15 protein-coding genes and 2 pseudogenes are annotated in these 18,356 nt (G+C 47.3%); 8 read left to right on the plus strand and 9 right to left on the minus strand.

The genetic code is table 11. The features are described 5' to 3' along the window. Positions 1-49 precede the first annotated feature (49 nt). The 3 genes and pseudogenes from ACX8ZY_RS20135 to ACX8ZY_RS20145 form a co-directional block, all read left to right on the plus strand. Positions 50-343, plus strand: coding sequence for a YicS family protein (locus ACX8ZY_RS20135; RefSeq protein ID WP_421665482.1), 294 nt, complete (start codon positions 50-52; stop codon positions 341-343). 32 nt (positions 344-375) lie between these two features. Next, a complete protein-coding gene (locus ACX8ZY_RS20140) occupies positions 376-1,566 on the plus strand; it encodes an OmpP1/FadL family transporter (RefSeq protein WP_421665483.1) in 1,191 nt (396 codons plus the stop codon). Positions 1,567-1,679: 113 nt separating this feature from the next. Further along, positions 1,680-1,831 (plus strand): annotated as a pseudogene (locus tag ACX8ZY_RS20145) (mechanosensitive ion channel protein MscS); the annotation flags it as partial. Between the two features lie 31 nt (positions 1,832-1,862). On the opposite strand, the gene ACX8ZY_RS20150 reads toward ACX8ZY_RS20145, so the two are convergent. Further along, on the minus strand, positions 1,863-2,990 hold the full coding sequence (locus ACX8ZY_RS20150) for a GGDEF domain-containing protein (RefSeq protein WP_258996132.1): 1,128 nt from the start codon (positions 2,988-2,990) through the stop codon (positions 1,863-1,865). Positions 2,991-3,748: 758 nt separating this feature from the next. Then, the gene (locus ACX8ZY_RS20155) at positions 3,749-4,360 is read right to left on the minus strand and encodes a TetR/AcrR family transcriptional regulator (RefSeq protein WP_033773439.1); all 612 of its coding nucleotides are present in this window, start codon (positions 4,358-4,360) and stop codon (positions 3,749-3,751) included. Positions 4,361-4,412: 52 nt separating this feature from the next. Here ACX8ZY_RS20155 and ACX8ZY_RS20160 point away from each other — a divergent pair, with 52 nt between their 5' ends. Further along, complete coding sequence (locus ACX8ZY_RS20160; protein ID WP_033773437.1) at positions 4,413-5,252, plus strand: N-acyl homoserine lactonase family protein; 840 nt, start codon at positions 4,413-4,415, stop codon at positions 5,250-5,252. 120 nt (positions 5,253-5,372) lie between these two features. On the opposite strand, the gene ACX8ZY_RS20165 is transcribed toward ACX8ZY_RS20160, so the two are convergent. From ACX8ZY_RS20165 to ACX8ZY_RS20185, 5 genes and pseudogenes are all read right to left on the minus strand, one after another. Further along, on the minus strand, positions 5,373-6,368 hold the full coding sequence (locus ACX8ZY_RS20165; RefSeq protein WP_425021038.1) for a serine hydrolase domain-containing protein: 996 nt from the start codon (positions 6,366-6,368) through the stop codon (positions 5,373-5,375). A 395-nt stretch (positions 6,369-6,763) separates the two neighbouring features. Then, positions 6,764-7,147, minus strand: a complete 384-nt coding sequence (locus tag ACX8ZY_RS20170; RefSeq protein WP_163763431.1) for a lysozyme inhibitor LprI family protein — start codon at positions 7,145-7,147, stop codon at positions 6,764-6,766. A gap of 101 nt (positions 7,148-7,248) precedes the next feature. Continuing rightward, positions 7,249-8,430, minus strand: coding sequence for an L-dopachrome tautomerase-related protein (locus tag ACX8ZY_RS20175; RefSeq protein ID WP_423241812.1), 1,182 nt, complete (start codon positions 8,428-8,430; stop codon positions 7,249-7,251). An 80-nt stretch (positions 8,431-8,510) separates the two neighbouring features. Beyond that, on the minus strand, positions 8,511-8,822 hold the full coding sequence (locus ACX8ZY_RS20180; protein WP_459261332.1) for a putative quinol monooxygenase: 312 nt from the start codon (positions 8,820-8,822) through the stop codon (positions 8,511-8,513). A 122-nt stretch (positions 8,823-8,944) separates the two neighbouring features. Beyond that, positions 8,945-9,946: pseudogene (locus ACX8ZY_RS20185) on the minus strand (zinc-binding alcohol dehydrogenase family protein). A 171-nt stretch (positions 9,947-10,117) separates the two neighbouring features. On the opposite strand from ACX8ZY_RS20185, the gene ACX8ZY_RS20190 reads away from it, so the two are divergent. Next, positions 10,118-11,035: a LysR family transcriptional regulator gene (locus ACX8ZY_RS20190; protein ID WP_256843869.1), complete on the plus strand. Its 918-nt coding sequence runs from the start codon at positions 10,118-10,120 to the stop codon at positions 11,033-11,035. Between the two features lie 202 nt (positions 11,036-11,237). Here the strand turns inward: ACX8ZY_RS20190 and ACX8ZY_RS20195 are convergent, their stop codons facing one another. Further along, on the minus strand, positions 11,238-12,410 hold the full coding sequence (locus ACX8ZY_RS20195; protein ID WP_421665484.1) for an EAL domain-containing protein: 1,173 nt from the start codon (positions 12,408-12,410) through the stop codon (positions 11,238-11,240). 818 nt (positions 12,411-13,228) lie between these two features. Here ACX8ZY_RS20195 and ACX8ZY_RS20200 point away from each other — a divergent pair. Next, entirely contained in the window at positions 13,229-14,404 is a 1,176-nt protein-coding gene (locus ACX8ZY_RS20200; protein WP_421665485.1) for a methyl-accepting chemotaxis protein, read from the plus strand. A 527-nt stretch (positions 14,405-14,931) separates the two neighbouring features. Here ACX8ZY_RS20200 and ACX8ZY_RS20205 read toward each other — a convergent pair. Next, positions 14,932-15,531 (minus strand): hypothetical protein, encoded by a 600-nt coding sequence (locus ACX8ZY_RS20205; RefSeq protein WP_033768909.1) that lies wholly within the window; start codon positions 15,529-15,531, stop codon positions 14,932-14,934. A 304-nt stretch (positions 15,532-15,835) separates the two neighbouring features. Here ACX8ZY_RS20205 and ACX8ZY_RS20210 point away from each other — a divergent pair, with 304 nt between their 5' ends. Together ACX8ZY_RS20210 and ACX8ZY_RS20215 are read left to right on the plus strand one after the other, a co-directional pair. Next, positions 15,836-17,194: an esterase-like activity of phytase family protein gene (locus ACX8ZY_RS20210; RefSeq protein WP_421665486.1), complete on the plus strand. Its 1,359-nt coding sequence runs from the start codon at positions 15,836-15,838 to the stop codon at positions 17,192-17,194. Positions 17,195-17,623: 429 nt separating this feature from the next. Further along, complete coding sequence (locus ACX8ZY_RS20215) at positions 17,624-18,112, plus strand: hypothetical protein (protein WP_421665487.1); 489 nt, start codon at positions 17,624-17,626, stop codon at positions 18,110-18,112. Positions 18,113-18,356: the final 244 nt, after the last annotated feature.

An 18,356-nucleotide genomic window follows, 5' to 3' on the forward strand; every position in this document is an offset into this window, starting at 1 on the left:
AGCTTTACAGGAAATCAGGCAAAATTTCACCGTTTAGCGGAGCCCGAAAATGAAACTTACCTCAGCCGCTGTTGGCTCACTGCTACTGCTATCAGCGATGCCGATTGCGGCCTCGCCCTACCAGAATCTTGAGTACGCACTAAAGGAACAGAAGATTATTTCTGACCTGCGGACACACTGCACGCTCGGAGAAAACATTTCGGACGAAAAAATCCGGTCCGTATTTCTCAGCAACGAAAGCAGTCATGACCTGATCCTTGCTGCAGCAAAGGCTCTCTCTACGAGTAACCAGCAGGTTTACGCATATTCTGTAGAAAAGATTCAGTGTCCCGACATCAAATAAACCCGCCACAGCCATAACCTTCCGGAGACGCTATGCGGCGAATCACAGGACTGTTTGCACTGCTTTTAGTATCCGCTTCTTCACAGGCCAGCGGGCTGTACCTTTATGAAATTGCCACGGAAGACACCGGTCTGGCCGGAGCTGGCCAGGCCGCCCGAGCCCAGGATGCCTCCACGCTTGTCACTAACCCGGCGAGCCTGACGCGTCTGCCGGATCGGATGCTGACAGGTGGTTTGCAGGCACTCTACGGTGATACGCCTTACACCCTTGATGACAATGCTGCGCTCAGTGGAGAGAGTCCGGGCAATACTATCGGCTGGTTTCCTGGTGCCAGCATCTTCTATCATCAACGCCTGAATGAGTCTGTTTCAGCCGGCATCGGCCTGTTCGGCAATTACGGGCTGGGGCTGGACTTTGGCGACTGGGCAGGCGAGCGCTTAATCAAAAAGAGTACGCTGGTTGGTCTGACGCTTAGTCCGGCAGTGGCCTGGCAGATAAACGACCGACTTTCATGGGGGATGGGCGTCGGGATTAACTATGGTTTTTTATCCCTTACCCGGAATGTGGACGGGCAGGATGAAAAAGCGAGCGATCATGACTGGGCACTGAACTTCCGCACCGGATTGCTGTTTGACGTGACCGAGGCAACCCGCATCGGCCTTGCTTATACCAGCAAGACCGAATACCACTTCAATATTGATGCCACGGCACGGTTCCCTCAGCTCGGTAACACTGAATTTACTCTCCCTCTCTCATCACAGATTAATACACCCGCGCAGCTGATGCTGAGCGTGGTGCACGACCTGAATAACCGCTGGTCGGTCATGGGCGATCTGGGCTGGCAGGACTGGAGTGTGTACGGCGGTAATCAGATTTATGTTGCCGGACAGCAGGTTAAGCGCACCAGCCGCCTGCGGGACACCTGGCACACGGCACTGGGGCTACAGTTCCGGCCGGATGAACGCTGGCGTCTGAATGCCGGTATCGCCTATGACAGCAGCTTTTATAAAAACCAGGATGACACTGCTATGACGATGCCTTCTGGCGACGCGTGGCGGTTTGGCACCGGAGCACAGTACCAGCTGACGCCTTCCAGCAGCGTCGGCGCAGCGTTTGAGTATCTGAACATGTCTTCGTCCGCCGTTTCCTCGCCGCTGCTGCGGGGAGAATACCGCGATCCGGATCTGTACTTCTTTAGCATGAATTACAGTCACACCTTCTGATAACGCCTTCCCGGGAGGGCAGATGAAAAGAATGGGATGCAGAACTGCCGTTGTGATGCTTTTTGATTTGGCTGGCAACGCCTGCGCAGCCTCCGGGAGAGTCGCTGGCCGGAGTAAGGAGCGTTCTCCACGGCCATATACAGGATGTATTCAATCAATTCGGTGTACAAATCATGTCGCCAAACTTCATCAGCCAGCCCGAACAGCCTTTTATTGTGACCAGGCGAACTGGTTTGCCCCTCCGGCTGAAGAACAAAAGGAGTGATATCCTAGTGATTAGCGCTGAGAGAGTGGATTTATTTCTCCCACCGGTTACGTCCCTGTTGTTTTGCACGATAAAGCGCCTCATCCGCGCGGGCAATCACGCCTTCTGCGTTATCATGCATGCCTGAAAGCGCGATCCCCATGCTGACAGTGACCGACTCGCTAACTGCTGATGCTGCATGTGGCAGTGCCGTTTCATGCAGGATTGCCTGAATACGTTCAGCAACCCGCGTAGCTTCATCCAGAGAAGCCGCGGGCAGCACAATCACAAACTCTTCGCCCCCGTAACGCGCCACCAGATCCGCGGGTGTCCGGACTGATGATTTCAAAATATCGGCCACTTTCGCCAGGCATGTATCTCCTGCCTGATGTCCGTAGTGATCGTTGTAGCGTTTGAAATAGTCCACATCAAGCATGATCAGCGCAAACGGCAGTGCCTGGCGAAAAGCGTCAGCAAGAAACTTCTCCATCAGACGCCGATTAGCGGTCCCGGTCAGCGCATCCTGATGCGCCAACAGGTCGAGTCGGGCGATAAGCATCCGGTTCTCCTGATAACGCAACCAAGCTTCATCAAACCAGCGCTGCAGGATAACGCGGCCATAAATAAGAATAGCGGTAAGCGGAAGCCAGACCAGTAAAAACCGGATATTCACCCCCTGGTTAAGCTGCACGCTGGCCAACAGGGCAGTGAGCCATAGGGGTATGGTAAACAGCATTAACGCGGGAGGGTGATAATAAAACGCCGCCAGTGCGGTGAGCATAAGGATGACACTGAGAGGCCAGGCAAAAGGCAGCTGCCACCAGACAATAAAGCAGTAGCTACAATAGCTCCACATCACGCCGAGAATCAGCAACAGCGCCGTGCTTAGCGGTATCAAACGCGCTGGCAGGCGGTAAGCAAGAAGGAGAAACAGTAGTGACAGAGCGATAATAGCGCCCGCGGTGAGATCGATTAATGGCAGTATTTCAGTGTGAGCGCCTATCGATCGATCAAAGTCACGAATAAGAACATGCCGGAACAGGATGATCAGAGCAAAACTGACATTCACAAATGCAAACCATGGAAGACTTGCTGATAGCGCCTGTCTGACCATATCCTTTTGATCCTGCCACACTTTATCTTTATTTAAAGTACGGCGTCTGTCCGTGTTCTGCACCATCCTGAGAGCCTCAAAAATGAAGTATTACCTTCCAGTGTAATAGACAGATAGGTTTGAGGGGGAAATGTCCGGAGTGGTGGGATAAGTATTATGGAGGAATGCAAAATTTATCCCTAAGCACAAATCAGGCGGACTTCTGCAATGATAAAAAAAACAGGGTTTACCGCATTGGGGCCACAACGCTGCATTCAAAATGAAGATCGTAAACATATCGCCTGCCCGGGTGTGATCCCCGTTTGCCTTTGAAACATGGCAATAAACAACGAATTCTGGCCTATCCATAACGGCATCTTTCATTACGCAGGCTTTTATGTACAGCCACCTTTTATGGCTTAGATGGCAGATAATACGTCGCAGGAAAACAGAGAAGCCTGTCTGGATCAGTGGGCTACACGGCTGCGGCACATTGAGCAGGAAGCGCCATTGTTCTTTCATCCGCGGGAAGATTACACCGATGAGCAACGGTTACGGCCGGGTATCGAGGCAAAGACAGCTTTTCAGTGGAATTCCCCGGCATGCCAGACACATAACGTTGCTGCCGCTGCGTACACGAATAACCTGAAAAAATAAGGCAGTCATGGTCGTTAACCGCTGCAAATTGTTGAGCATTTTCAGTCGCTTCTGGTGCCTGGTCGCCTGCCACTGGGGGACTTTCCGCTATGAGTGAGGAGCGGACATCCATCCGCTCTAAGAAAGTGTGTCTTTGGAAAAAGACAATTATGAACACTCAGGGGATTGAGCCTTAATAGAACTCGGTTTCATGACATCTGCTTTAAAATTCGGTTGATGTTGGCAGCCAGATATTTCTCATCCACAGGCTGCTGAGTAATCAAAATTCTGAACCAGACAGGTGCAATCAGCGTCTCAAGTATGATTCTGCGTTGTCCCTTATAGCCAGCTTCGCCACGAAGGACTGCCTGTTCAAACATCACCTCGGCCTGCTGAAACCTTTGCTCCCAGACATCCCGAATCGCAGTATCAACCATCTCGTCACCTGACGAGCTGGCGCTGATCGCGGCTTGTATCAATTTCCTTCCCTCTGATGAAGAAAGCATACTGGTTATCATCTTTAAAAATTCGTACAAATCAGAATGCAGGCTGCCACTATCTGGAATTGTAACCATGCTTTCAGCGGTAGTTCTGAATACCTCGGCAATTAGTCTTGCTCTGTCAGGCCACCGGCGATAGACCGTCGAAGCATTTACCCCGGCAATTTGCGCCACGTTGCGGTGCGTTAAGGCATTTGCTCCTTCTTCCAGCAGTACTTGTCTGGCAGCCTGCAGCACTGCCTCTCTGACTTTTGCACTACGCCCACCTGTTCTCTCTGTTACTGCGTCGAGTGATTCATTTTCTTTAGTTGTTGCTCTCATCGCGATCAAAGCCTAAGATTTAACGCAACACTTGTTGCTTTAAGAGGATGACATGAAAATACACTGCCTGCAAACCGGAGATGTTCAGATTAAATACCGTCATCAACTCGCACGTTACGAGGCTCGTCCTGCCCGGGTTGTAGATATTCTGATAGACAAAGAGTGGAGTCCTCGTCTCCCGATTGGATGCTGGCTTATTGAACACCCGGAAGGGCTTATCTTAGTGGATACTGGTGAAAGCTCACATGCGAATGATCCTGGCTATCAACCCTGGTGGCACCCATTTATGCAGAGATGTGAGAGAAGGTGGGTCAAACCTGAAGAAGAAGTTAACGCGAGAATTCAGTCCCTGGGATTTAATCCCCGGGATGTGAGATGGGTAATAATGACGCATATGCACGGCGATCATGCTGGAGGGATCGGGCATTTTCCTGGTAGCGAGATAATCCTGAGCAAAAAAGAGGCGCATGACGCCCTTGCATGGAATGGGCCAGTGCAGGGTTTCCTTAACATGCATTACCCCAAATGGCTTAAACCGACCATCACTACCCATGATGACGGTCCGTTTGAAAGCTTTGACAGAAGCATGGCGGTAACGAAAGACGGCGCGGTGAGAATCGTTCCAACCCCGGGACATACTCTTGGGCACCAGTCCGTAGTGGTCGATGCTGGCTCTCACTATATAATGATTGCCGGGGATGCTTCATACCGGGAAAGCTATATGCTGGAAGGCCGCATTGATGGTGTTGCAGTTGATGCAACGTTACATCATGACTCAACGCGCAGAATGCGCGAATTATGTAAACGTAAACCAACAATTACCCAGTTCGCCCACGATTTTGACAGTGCAAAACGCCTGGAAGAGAAAATATTCACTCTTGTCAGCGAATAGTAGATGTCTCATGTGGCTTAGTATCAAAAATGAAAATGTTATATGATCACGTCCGCTATGAGCGAAAAGCGGACATCCTGCTTATGCCCTTATCATTGTGCCAAATAAGGGAAGAATTTTTTATGTGGTTATTGAAGTCATGCTATTAAACAATCTTACGGCCATTGAACAGACATCATAACCTTCTATGTTTGATAATACTGCCAGAGTATAGGCTGCTTCCTGTGAGCGCACAAAATATGTTTCTCTTCCAAATGTAGAACCCTGATGACAATAAAATTTTCCTGATTTATCCTCGTCCAGTTCAATGCCAAAGCAGTATGAAATATGATCTTCAATCATAATGTTGGTGTCAGTAATCAGGGGGAGTGGGGTAAGCATTTTTCTTATTAACTCCTTTCCTCCGACCAGGCCCGAAGAAAAATTCAGGCCCCATTTCATTAAATCATTAGCGGATGAGTGCACAAGGCCTGCTCCGGTAACGCCCCATGGGCTGCGAACAGGAAAAAATATATTGTTATCTTTTTCTTGATATCCGCTTACAGATTCCTTCTCCATAGAGACTCCATCAGAAACAAAGGAATCATGCATATCCAGGGGTAAAAATATTTCCCGTTTAACAAAATCCGGATAGCTTAATCCTGAGACCTTTTCAACTATTTGGGCAAGTAAAATATATCCAGTGTTACTATACTCGTGCCTGGTTCCGGGATAGAAATTTAAATTTTTCCTTTTGCTAATTCCTTTAATTATATCCTCATTTTTAAATGCTGAATAATAATCAATGCCATTATCTTCAGCGATATCAAAAAGACAAGGAAGTCCAGAGGTGTGATAAATTAAGTTCTCAAGTGTTATATTGTTTTGGGAGAGTTTAACTTCTGGAATGAAATCGAGGAGATAGTCATTTAAATGCAATAATCCGTATTTCTCCAGGAGAAGAATGCTGAATGCTGTAAACTGCTTTGATACTGAAGCAAGATCGAATATGCTATTTTTATTGATAGCCACACCCGTCAGTATATCTTCAACACCCATTATGAACTCGATAGTTCTGCCATCATCAAATTGCATAAGTGCAATAGCACCGGGCCTGTTAAAAGATGAGTTAGTCATGATAATCCATCAAATCTGTTAATTTTATTAATTATTAATAGGTGCGAAAAAATAGTCAATGCGATTTTTTCAAAGAAATAATTACTCCTTCCTTGTGGTCTTCCTGAGTCGCGCTTGTCATACAAGCGTGGTTAATAGAGAATTAATAATCGCCTTAAAGACCATTAAGTGTAAAGTTTTTATAGCTCCAGAACCGCAAACTTCTGAGGCTCGCGCGCGGTTTTCTGGTTATACAATGTTCTGATTTTTGCATCTGGGATGAAGCAGACATGCTAAAGGTTTAATATGTCCGCCAGAGCGAAAGGCGGACATAACTTTCAAGACAGGAACTCATAATTGCACTAACCCTGTCCGGGTCGAATTCGAATATCACTCAAGGAACAGTGCGAATTTTTTCATAACGGACAGCTCACATCACCTTCAGGACAGTTAAGCATGTCTTTCAGTTCTTTGGTCCGTTGTTCGGTTTTTGCCTTGAGGCATAGCCCGAAATTCATTGAACTAATGGAACCATCACGCGATGCAAAAGTCTGAGACTGACAATCAGCATCACGATATTCGATCCATTTTCTCTGGGCTTTCCGAAAAAGTGCTGTCTGTTCTCCAGCGGTGGATTTCAGTACCTGCTGGTAGGTAGCATTCAATTCCTTATCAGCTTTCTTGTAATCTGCACTTGCGCACTGGTTCATTTCAAGCTGGGTATCTGCATTGTCACAGTCTGCTGCCCAGACCTGAGATACTGGCCAGAGGAGCAGTGAAGCAAGAATCAGTTTTTTCATAAATATTCCATTAATATGATTAATTAACGTTTAATTTGACACACCAGATACAGGTTAATGGCAATGGAGGTTGCTGGTTTTCTGGATATTTTATTTCGATTTTATCTGGTAATGATCGGCTTTTCATCTATTTTTACACGCATAAGTGCATAGGGTTTCTGGCGCATATCTTTATTCATATGAAACACCGGCTGGCGATGCAGCTGATTTACAATAAAATACAGATAGCCATCATGGCCGACAGAAAGTGTGTCCGGCCATAAAATATCAGGCCCATGAACAATAGTTGACCATACTCCATTTTTATCCATTTTTCTGACTGAGTTTCGCTCATAATCACCAGCGTAGATATTTCCTGCGGCATCGGATTCAAGACCATCGGAGGCACCTTTTTCGCCCAAATCCCTGACAGAAGCAGACAGCTCCTTCTCACTGATATCCGGATCTCTAAGTTTCGCTGTGTCCACCGAATACAGGTGACGCCCTGACAGAGGGCTGTAATAAAGTGTTTTACCGTCTGAAGACAATGCAATACCGTCAGATGCAACGCTAAAAGGAGTGGTTGAACCGTCCGGATGACGTTGTAAAAGGGTTTCACCTTCAACAACAGGCACAAAACCTTTCTCAGGAGAAGTGGTTAGATCGCCGGTCAGACGACGTACCGCGCTTCCTGAGTAAAGATCAACTACTATGATGCCACCCGTTCCGGAAAGCGATGAGTCGGTGATGTAGGCTATACCGGATTTACCAGCGCGATAATCAATGCGAACGTCGTTAACATAGGTTGCTGGTAACACAACGTTTTCAGACAAAACGATGGTTTTAACGACTTTGTTTGTGTTCAGGTCAATTGCAACAAGTTTAGCTCCGCCAGCAATAGGTTTTGAGAACCCTGGCGATGCTGTGTCTAACACCCAGAGTTTTCCTCTGCCATCAGCAACAACGCTTTGAACGCTCAGAAAGCTTTTACCAGGGTTATTTATATCCGCGATATTGATAACCGAATTCGGATAAGGAACAACGGCCCCTCTGTTAATCTCTGCGACAGTAAAAGGGACATCATCTCCCCATCGCGGAAAACTTACAAAAATACGGCCGGTTTCGGTCACCGTCACGCCTGTAGGCATAGCATGCCAAAACGTTGCGACTACTTCTGCTTTGCCTGTAGATTTATCTCTCGTAAGCTGAATGTTTTTTTTTGCCAGATCCGACTGTCCGGCCGAAGTGGCCGCGCAGAAGCAGCTGAGTAAAATAACGCTAGTGAGTACTATTTTTTTATTCAGTAGCAAACCATAACTCCCGTAACATATATTCTGTAGATTTAAATAATGGATTGAATGCCCCTCACAGAGGGGCTTTTTGATCAAGAAACAGGATCGTAATAGGCTACACTTGGTTCATCAAGATACTCCAGAATTGCAGCAGGCAGTCGTTCAGTTGGCTTAGCTGCTCCAAAAATCTTGTACAGAGTTTCGAAGTGAGCATGTAAGTCTTCCACGCTTTTCCACTGTTCATTCAGGAAGAACAATCTGGGGTCGTGAACGTTTTTATGCCACTGATAGACAACGGGTTTATCCTGCTGAAGCGTCGCATCCTGGCTGACTTTCGCTACTTTTTCATAAAACTCAGTAACTTTATTCTCTTTAATTTTTCCACTAAAGACCAGATATAACATTTTTTACCTTTATGGTTTGCATGGTACGGTTAACTAAATTTTTCTGCCCGGCAGAAAATCTCAGTCAGTTTTTTTAACCTTAAATAGTTAAGGTTAAATTCTTTTTTTAATCTTTAATTCAGTTAGAATCCTTCCAGTACAATTTTCCCTTTTGCTGTTCCAGCCTCAATAACTGCATGAGCCCTGCGTAAATTTTCAGCGTTGATAGTTCCATAATGTTCGCCCAGCGTTGAGCTGATAATGCCTTTATCCAGAAGATTACTTACATCCGACAATATTTCATTCTGACGCTGCATATCGGCTGTATTGAACATGGAGCGGGTAAACATCAGCTCCCAGTGGAGGGAGATTGATTTGTTTTTAAGTGGCATGGCATCAAGCATATCAGGATCATCAATGACAGCGAGTCTGCCCTGAGGAGCCATTACGTCGATTATCTGTTCATAATGCGTATCGGTGTGCGTCAGGCTGGCTACATAACGCACGTCCGAAATACCCAAAGCTTTCAGCTGCGGACCAAACGGTTTGGTATGGTCGATAATATGATGGGCGCCAAGTGACTTAATCCATTCAGCTGTTTCGCTGCGAGAGCTGGTGCCTACTACCGTAAGCTGGGTCAGACTACTGGCAAGCTGAGTAAGGATTGAGCCGACGCCGCCCCCGGCTCCGATAATAAGCAATACGTCGTTTATGCCTGTTTTTACTTCAAGGCGATCAAACAGCAATTCCCAGGCTGTGAGTGAGGTCAGGGGTAACGCTGCCGCAGCGGCCATTGAAAGAGAGGCAGCTTTAGGGCCAGCAATCTTTTCATCAACCAGCCCTTACTCAGCATATGATCCGGCTCGCAGGATGGAACCCGCATAGTAAACTTCGTCACCCGGTTTGAACATGGTCACATCTTCACCAACAGCCTCCACGATACCAGCAGCATCCCAGCCAAGGACCCGCGGTTCTGTCACGGAGACGTTACGGCGAACTTTCGTATCTACAGGGTTTACAGCGATTGCCTGAATTCTGACAAGAAGATCAGACCTGCCCGGCTCGGGTTTTGGAAGAATGGTTTCGTAAAGTGAGTCAGTGTTACTGATAGGTAATTGATTATCTTTATATACAATTGCTTTCATATCGCCTTTCCGGGTATTTAGTTGTATTGATTGCTTATCTGACAGGCAAATCTTAAATGAACCTTTCCTACACAAAAAGAGACTTAATAGAGTAAGATTTACACTCCAGGAGTGTAAATCCGCTCGTGGTTTTTCGTTATACGTGGTTAAAGGTTGAAGAAGGTATGCGCAATGTTAAGGATTGAGGATGTCAGAATGTTTGTGCGAGCCACGCAACTGGAAAGCTTCTCCAGTGTAGCCAGAGAGGCCGGTTTACTACCTGCACAGGTCAGTGCGGCTATATCGAGACTGGAAAAAGAGCTCGGCGTCAGCCTTTTTGTGCGCACTACCCGAACGATAAGATTAACAAAGGAAGGAAACACGTATCTTCCCTATGCCAATGAAATGCTTGAGGTGATTAAGGCGGGTAGAGAAAGCCTTGATAGTCATTCAGGTGTGCTGAAGGGGCTAATAAAGATTTCGATGCCGTCCGATATCGGCAGAAGTACACTTCTACCGATAATTTCATCGTTTTGTAAAAAGCATACCGGTATTTCTGTACAGCTTATATTCACCGACGCTGTGAGTGATATACACCGGGACCCTGTAGATGTTGCTGTGCGCTACGGTATTCTTCCGGACAAGAGTTATGTCGCCTTGCCACTGGCTGATTACAACAGACGTATCCTGGTCGCATCCCCCGATTATCTTGAACGTCATGGAGAACCGCATTCGCTCGAGGAGGTCCCCAGCAGGGACTGCATTCTGTTTACCCTGAATGGTCATCCTTATGGGACATGGTCTTTTTATGATAAGGATAAAAAACATTCCATATCAGTAAAAAGCCGTTTTGTCTGTAATGACTCCGAAACCACACGCAGGCTTGCTCTTGAGGGAGTGGGGATTGGGTACAAGTCCTGGCTGGACGTTCATGCAGACATTGATCGAAAAGCCCTCGTTCCGGTTCTTCCGCATTTTAAAGGAGAAAGTAATCCTCTGAGCTTTATCTGCCCACACCGTAGTCAGCTAAATCCGGCCACCAGGTCATTATATTCAGAATTCAAATCTCACTTCGACAAACTCGCGCGCCACTTTACTCTAACTGACTAAATTTTGTATTTTCCTTAAAATAACAGCAGTTTTATCTGTCTGGCTTTACCTGATACATAACTCAAAATCTATATGCGTAATGTCCGCTTCTGGCACTAAGCGGACATTTTCCTCATCTTCAGCTAACAACCTGAAACTGAAGCCTGCCTCGGTAAAATTAAGCTGGCGGTGGGGAAATATCAGATGATGTTGTGAACTGACACTAAGGCTGAACAAGGTTGTTCTGACGGTCAATGTTAAAGCCAAACACACAAAACCCCAGTAAATCTTTTGCCTCATCCTCCACCCGCGTAATCATAACCAAATCGGTGCTACCGCCGGGCAGCTTTACCTCAAACGGAGGGTAAGGAAGACCTTTTGTCCTGAAATCCTGCAACCAAAGCAGCTTCTCAGCTTGAGACGGTATCACTTCAAAAATATGGCGATGGGTAATGTCCTGCATTGGCCAGCCAACCCGCGCTGCAAAGGTATCACTTGCGTCAACAATCATCAGTTCAGGGCTGAGAAAACAGATAGAGGTGTCAGGCGCAGCAAACATCGATGAAATCTGATGCGCGCGCTGCTCAAGAGACATTCGTGCCACACGACTATGAAATTTGCGGCCAGAGCCAGCGGTGAGAAAATTATGTGTTTCTTCAGCCGGGATCGGCCTGCTGAATAAGTAGCCTTGTACATAAGCGCAGCCGATACCCCGCAACATCTCAGCTTGTTCCTCTGTTTCAACACCCTCAGCAATGACGTCCATATCCAGGCTGCGGCCCAAACCGACTACGCTGGAGATAATTTTCCGACTATCCTTTTTCTGAAGCATTGAACGAATAAAACTGCCATCAATCTTAATCGTGCTGGCGGGAAGCTGGATAAGCCAGGCAAGGCTTGAACAGCCGGTGCCAAAGTCATCCATAGCAATCATACAACCCATTTCAGACAATGCTTCGAGTTCTGCATGAGCCGTCTCAATATCATCGATCAATGCTGTCTCGGTGATTTCTATCCTGAGCCGCGAAAGGCTGAACTGATAACGTTCAGCCAGTTTTCTTAAAATTTCGGGAAGGTGCTTACCGTTCAGTTGTGAAGGAGATACGTTTAAAGACAGAAACTGGTGTTCTGGCCAGGTGCTCGCTGTCATGAATCCCTGAGCGGCCAGACTTGTCATCAGCTCATTGAGTAACCCATGATGTTCCATAGCCGGAATGAACTCAGCCGGAGATACGATAAGCCCTTCGGGCAAAATACGCCGTGCCAGCAATTCAAAACCTACTACGCGCTGATCCTCAAGTGAGACTATCGGCTGAAAAAAAGGTTTAAACTCGCCCGATTTAATTAGCTGCTGATAAGTTGCACGAGCATCAGCATCTTTCAATTTTTCATTCATTTAAATATCCTGAAACGTATTTCTGTAAGGCATTGATGACCTGAGCGGGAACGGAATAGAAACCCTTTTTTAAAACCCTGTTTTGTTTGCGGCGGGAAATTAATCTTTTGCAAACGTCGTTTTTCCGGAGGCCTTAAATTGTCTATGGTTATTAAGTGCGATACACATAGCTATGATGTCAGTGAGCGGGGAAAGTTCATGAACATAAAATGCCATACTTATTTAACTCACGGGTCTGCATGAGGCTGATGGTATCTGGTATGGTAAGCCAGAAACAAAGTGAAACCAATCTCATAAAAATATCGCTTAAGTTAAATATTAAACCCTGTTAATGCATTTAACATGATCAGCAGCCAGGCTCTCTTATGCGTTGACGAATTATACTTATGGATATCAATAAGTCATGTCCGGACTTTTGTCTGCAGGCAGAGGTGGCAGCTCAAAGCTAAGCCACTCATTTAATACCTGCGATAGCCGGAAAATATAAACTCACAACCGTATGTCAAAACTCAGCATAACAATTCACTGTGAATCTTCATGGGGGATCGGAGCGTCGGGATTATAAGGCCTGAAATTTTTCAGATATCATAGACCAAAGATAATTTTGTGCCACATGATTTCAAAAAAATACATTTAGCACGCTGGCGGTGAGGCTCATCCATCATCTCTGTTCCGGTAGCTATAGCTGGCGAGCTATCTATAGCATCTTGTTACAGTATTAATTCAAACCAGCGACCTTTAACTGAATATCCAGAAAGTTCTGCCGATAACCCTTTCAGGCATATTTTTATGCCTGTATATGCTCACCAGGAGAAATAATGCTGAATTTATTCCGGAAACAGTCCGCCAAAGAGCCGACAACGATGGATATCGCTGAGAAATTTATCGATGAAACGCTGGATGTGGATCATAGTGATGCCACGCTGCTGAAATGTATTATGAACCTCAGCCAGAAAGGCTACTGGTATGTTGAGACGACCGCTCTTAAAAGTGACGCGCCTGCATTTGTTTCACCTGAAGCACGCCAGCTTATGGGATTGCCTCTGCAGAAGGAGGTCGGGCTCTCTTCGCTGATCCAGATGATCCATGCGGATTTCCGGGAAGCGTTCAAAGGTTTGATAAGTCATACACTCAAACATAGCGGTGATGAAAAGCTGTTACGCTGCCTGATAAAAACTGGCGCAAATACCTTTCAGTGGTTTTGCATTCGTGCATCATACAGTCGTGAATTTACGCCGCCGCGCCTGGTTGCCGTTATAGAGAATACAGAAGAAGAAACGTCACAGTCCCGCAAGTTTGATATTGTCTCCACCCGTTTTGACCTGTCGCGCGAAATGCTTAATGACGGCCTCTGGGATCTGGATATTATTGGCGGAAATCCCCTGAATCCCGACAACGTATTCTGGTGGTCACCGCAGTTCAGGAAGCTGCTGGGTTTTGAAACCATTGAAGAGTTCCCTGATGTGATGGACAGTTGGGCATCACGCCTTCACCCGGATGACAAACAGAATGCGCTCGATGCTTTCGTCAGCCACCTGATGGACTTCAGTGGTAAAACCGGTTTTGATATTGAATATCGTCTTAAACTGCGAAGTGGTGAATACCGGTGGTTTCAGGCCCGCGGGCAGACTAAACGTGCACCTGATGGTACCCCTTTGCGTGCCGTCGGCGCGCTTATTGATATTCAGGGCCGTAAAGACCGTGGGCGACATGAGGAAAGCGAAGTCAGGCGAAACATTCAGACCGCCGAAACCGCAAAAGAAATTGCCGAACTCGTCTCTGAAAACGGGATTATTGCTGCGCAGATCAAACTCATTTCACTGAACGCCAGTATCGAAGCCGCGAGAGCAGGTGTACATGGCCGTGGGTTTTCTGTCATCGCCAGTGCTATCCGGGGATTAGCAGAAAGAACGGCAGATATCACCGGGCACATTTCTCGTCTTCAGATGCGAATAAGTAATTCTGCTAGCGGCATAGAAAAATCGCCTGAATAATAAACATCACACATTGATGAACACTTACCACAGGTAAATACAGGGATGTTCTGGTGAAGAGATACGACGGCCTGTCTCTGATTTACTCTAACCAGAACATCAATTCAGTTCGCAGTTTCAACCTATGAAAATTCTCCCGGAGCGAGTACACATTTCCGTATGCAAACTGGCTCTGGGAGTTACTCACCACCTCAGAGCAGAGAGTATGGCCTTGTCATCTTTTATCAGCCTGGGCTTTAAGAAATCATGTGTCTGATAGAGGTTTGTTATGGGCGGAAGGGAGACGTTAAGTCAGATTAAAGTCATTAGAAAATGCCAGCCTGCTGGTGGCTGAGGCTCTGTGTGTATAAAAATTTTCAATAAGGACTGAAAGCTTATCTGAGCTGGCTTTGTGCAGATCTGTCCCGCATCACGTTTGATAATCATCTCGCCTGAATATCACCTGCTGCTCTTCAGCCTTTGTCATAAAACCATGATCAGCGTCTGGCACTTAGCCGCCAGAAGATCATCTGGCGGCATCAGTCACTTTAGAAACCAGGTGTGCGGGTTTGTTTACTGTCCATCAGTTTAATACGGGCATTTGTCCACGATGGGTCATTCATCTCCAGGGATGTGCCTGATAATTTCAGTACCGGCTGCTCAGGATCCGGGCCGCATGCCATGGTTGCCATTTTTCCGGGCGCTTTACACCAAACCATTGGTGTATAAGGTGCATTTGACTGGACACCATATTTTTCAACGGCGGCTTTGGCCATGGCATTTTTATTCTCAGTGGAGTATGGGAGCTCGTAAGAAATCTGAGACACAGCCAGCGCATGTTTCGGATCTGCAGGAACACGGCCTTCAAAATGTACAAGCAGTTTGACGCCGTTTTTTTCGTAAGCAATATACTGTGGCTGCTTATCTCCTGTTACCACATTTAGAGCCGGGTATTTATCAACGTCTAACGATGATGCTGGCACATGAAAGTGCTCAGTCATGGCTTTTACGGCCTCATCATAATCCATACCGGTTTTTACCCCGGCAACATCAAAGGTGATTACATCGGCAGCCCGCAGGTTAGCAGCATGGGCCTGGGATATAGCCATCATTGACATTAAAAACAGAGAAGCACGGCGCATAAACATATCAAATCCTTTTTTTGAAAAGTGAGTAGCCCGCAAGCTTTCTCAACTGTGGTTCACATCCGGAAGTGCATAACGATAGCAATATGGTGATGAATAACAATCATTTTTCTGCCAATGTCAGCTCCTGGCACTGAGCAGGCAGCGTTGCGCACAAGGCAACGTTCACTATACGTTCACCACCTCACCAGCCGGCGCCTTAACGGTGGCAAAATCAACCTGTTAGCTGTCCGTTTTTACCGCAAATATCATTTCCCTGTCATTTATGTTCTTTACGCTGTCAGCTTTCTCTCATGGATTTAATATTATGAAAATAAAAACGATTTCTTTGGTTATCAGTTGTGCGCTCTCGTTTTCTGGTCTTGCGGCGCAACCTCAGGCTGAGCACTATATCGTCAGTTTTCCGGAAGGTACGCGCGTGAGCTACAGCGGCGCGTTCGCCAGTGCGTTTCCGGATGGTTTGCCGGTGGGAATCGGCTCCGGTTTGCTGTTTACCGGTAAGCAGGGGGATGCGCTCACCTTCGCGACCGTCACCGATCGTGGGCCGAATGCCGACTCACCCGATGTGGGCAAACATGAGTCAAAGATTTTCGTCACGCCAGACTTCGCTCCGCTGCTGATGAATATTCAGGTGCAGAACGGCAAAGCAGAAGCCACGGATGCCAGACCGCTGCATGACGACAAGGGCAATATCAACGGATTGCCGCTACAGGATGGTGTCATCGGCTCAACCAATGAAGTCGCGTTAAGCGACACACTGAAAGTGCTGAAGGGCGATAACCGTGGTCTGGATACGGAAGGCATTACGCCGGACGGGAAGGGCGGGTACTGGTTGTGCGACGAATATGGCCCGTTTCTGATTAACGTTGATCAACGCGGCAAGATTCTGGCGATTCACGGGCCGCAGGCTATTGAAGGGGAAAAATCCATTGCGGGCGGACTGCCTAATATTCTTAAGTGGCGTCAGCCTAATCGTGGTTTTGAAGGGCTTACCCGTATGCCGGACGGGCGCATCATCGCCGCGGTGCAGAGTACGCTGGATATCAACGGTAAAAGTAAAAAGCAGGCGCGCTTTACCCGGCTGGTGAGCTTCGATCCGGCGACCGGGAAAACCGCGATGTATGGATACCCTATCGACAGCCAGGCTTATAGTAAAAATAGCGACGCCAAAATTGGCGATATCGTGGCGCTCGATAATCAGCATATTCTCTTGATTGAACAAGGCAGCGATAAAAACGACGCGATGCGCAACCTCATCTATAAGGTGGACCTCAGTGCGGCTACCGATCTTGCCGCATTTGACAAACCTGGTAAGTATCCGGAGTCGGACGACGAGAAAGCGCTGGCGCAGCGAGGCATTAAGCTCGCAGCTAAAACGCTGGTGGTCGATTTACGTCAACTCGGCTGGCAGCAGGAGAAGGCCGAAGGACTGGCGCTGATCGACAGTAAAACGCTGGCGGTCGCCAATGACAATGACTTCGGCGTGAAAACGGTCATGCAAAATCCGGTGGAAGGTAAGAAGCGCAAGGATTATCGGCTGAACGAAAAGGGGGAACTTACTGTAGAGGGTAAGCCGGTTGCAACGACGATCGGCGTGAAGCCGCTGAAGAAACCGGAGTCGGACAGCGAGTTATGGATCGTAACGCTGCCGGAATCGTTGAAATAAACAGTCCCCTTACCCTTGGCTGTCTCTTTTAGTGCCTGACTTTCTGTAAAAGAGCAGGATTCAGCCCGAATTTGCCAGCGAAAGATCGGTCTGCGCCGTTTTGTTATAGCGGCCGGCAGCAGACCGATATTCGTTTAAGCAGTTAAACAGCTTTCCACCGCGTTGCGGCATTAAGCGTCACTGGCGAACTTTAAACGTCAGCCTGGCGTTTATTTTTTATTTTCAATGCGATAACCGCTTCCTTCTGCATCCGAGCGCTTTCGATATCGGGCAACCCGGTCAACTACGGCTCAAGTCGCCAGGTTGCAGGGCGTGATTATAACATTGTGTAATAATATGTTATCTGCCTCTTCAACAGATACTCACCACCGTGTAAGTTCTGGGGTCTCATACGCTTGTTGTCCCCATAATCCGCTGAGGAGAAAGAGAGTGAAAGCAACCGCAATGGCCGCTACAAGTCTGTTAATGCTGATGAGCAGTGTTCACGCTGAAGGTCTGACGACGTCGGCAGAGGGTAACAACCTCACCGTCAGCTTCGGCCAGCCCACCATCAAACAGGTGCTGCACTACCGAAAAATGTATGACAAAAAGCCGTTTCCGGATGCGGAGATTTATTATTACGACAACGGTACCTATAAAATCATTTCTCAGGGCGAAAACCACTACGGTGTTTACGTCATGCAGGGCAAGTTTGATGATGAAACTTTCACGGTGCGTTTTATCTCTCTGCCTTCTGCTGACTGGGGCAATAAAACGGCTTTTCATCAGTTAACTTTTATCAGGGGTGACGAGCAGAACGTCTTTATTCAGAATGCCATTGTGGATACCGGTGAAGCCATTGCGCAGCAGAACGGCACCTATACTCAGGAAAAAAACACCGTAACCAACCCGGTCTCTACCAGCTGGAAAAACAAATAATTGTCGGGTGGCAGCGTGTCTGCCACTCTGATTTAAACCCGATGCCTGCCACGTTCCTCGCGCAGGATCATATTGAGTTTTGGCTGGCGGACACCTCCACACACTGATTTTTTACTCAGAAGATGCATAGCCGCAATTAAATGCCTTATATTTCATAGTCTGATGTATATTTGCCGCGCCCACGACAGCAGTGCGATCGCGCTGCAACATGCAGTACCGGTAATCTGACTGTGAAGGGTAACTC

The organism is Pantoea sp. XAF26B01_ASV70 (assembly GCF_054512635.1).

What these genes read in the sequence shown, in the direction of transcription:
- ACX8ZY_RS20135 (WP_421665482.1), top strand. Translation starts at nt 50, where the DNA reads ATGAAACTTACCTCAGCCGCTGTTGGCTCACTGCTACTGCTATCAGCG.
- ACX8ZY_RS20140 (WP_421665483.1), top strand. Translation starts at nt 376, where the DNA reads ATGCGGCGAATCACAGGACTGTTTGCACTGCTTTTAGTATCCGCTTCT.
- ACX8ZY_RS20150 (WP_258996132.1), bottom strand. Translation starts at nt 2,990, where the DNA reads ATGGTGCAGAACACGGACAGACGCCGTACTTTAAATAAAGATAAAGTG.
- ACX8ZY_RS20155 (WP_033773439.1), bottom strand. Translation starts at nt 4,360, where the DNA reads ATGAGAGCAACAACTAAAGAAAATGAATCACTCGACGCAGTAACAGAG.
- ACX8ZY_RS20160 (WP_033773437.1), top strand. Translation starts at nt 4,413, where the DNA reads ATGAAAATACACTGCCTGCAAACCGGAGATGTTCAGATTAAATACCGT.
- ACX8ZY_RS20165 (WP_425021038.1), bottom strand. Translation starts at nt 6,368, where the DNA reads ATGACTAACTCATCTTTTAACAGGCCCGGTGCTATTGCACTTATGCAA.
- ACX8ZY_RS20170 (WP_163763431.1), bottom strand. Translation starts at nt 7,147, where the DNA reads ATGAAAAAACTGATTCTTGCTTCACTGCTCCTCTGGCCAGTATCTCAG.
- ACX8ZY_RS20180 (WP_459261332.1), bottom strand. Translation starts at nt 8,822, where the DNA reads ATGTTATATCTGGTCTTTAGTGGAAAAATTAAAGAGAATAAAGTTACT.
- ACX8ZY_RS20190 (WP_256843869.1), top strand. Translation starts at nt 10,118, where the DNA reads ATGTTAAGGATTGAGGATGTCAGAATGTTTGTGCGAGCCACGCAACTG.
- ACX8ZY_RS20195 (WP_421665484.1), bottom strand. Translation starts at nt 12,410, where the DNA reads ATGAATGAAAAATTGAAAGATGCTGATGCTCGTGCAACTTATCAGCAG.
- ACX8ZY_RS20200 (WP_421665485.1), top strand. Translation starts at nt 13,229, where the DNA reads ATGCTGAATTTATTCCGGAAACAGTCCGCCAAAGAGCCGACAACGATG.
- ACX8ZY_RS20205 (WP_033768909.1), bottom strand. Translation starts at nt 15,531, where the DNA reads ATGTTTATGCGCCGTGCTTCTCTGTTTTTAATGTCAATGATGGCTATA.
- ACX8ZY_RS20210 (WP_421665486.1), top strand. Translation starts at nt 15,836, where the DNA reads ATGAAAATAAAAACGATTTCTTTGGTTATCAGTTGTGCGCTCTCGTTT.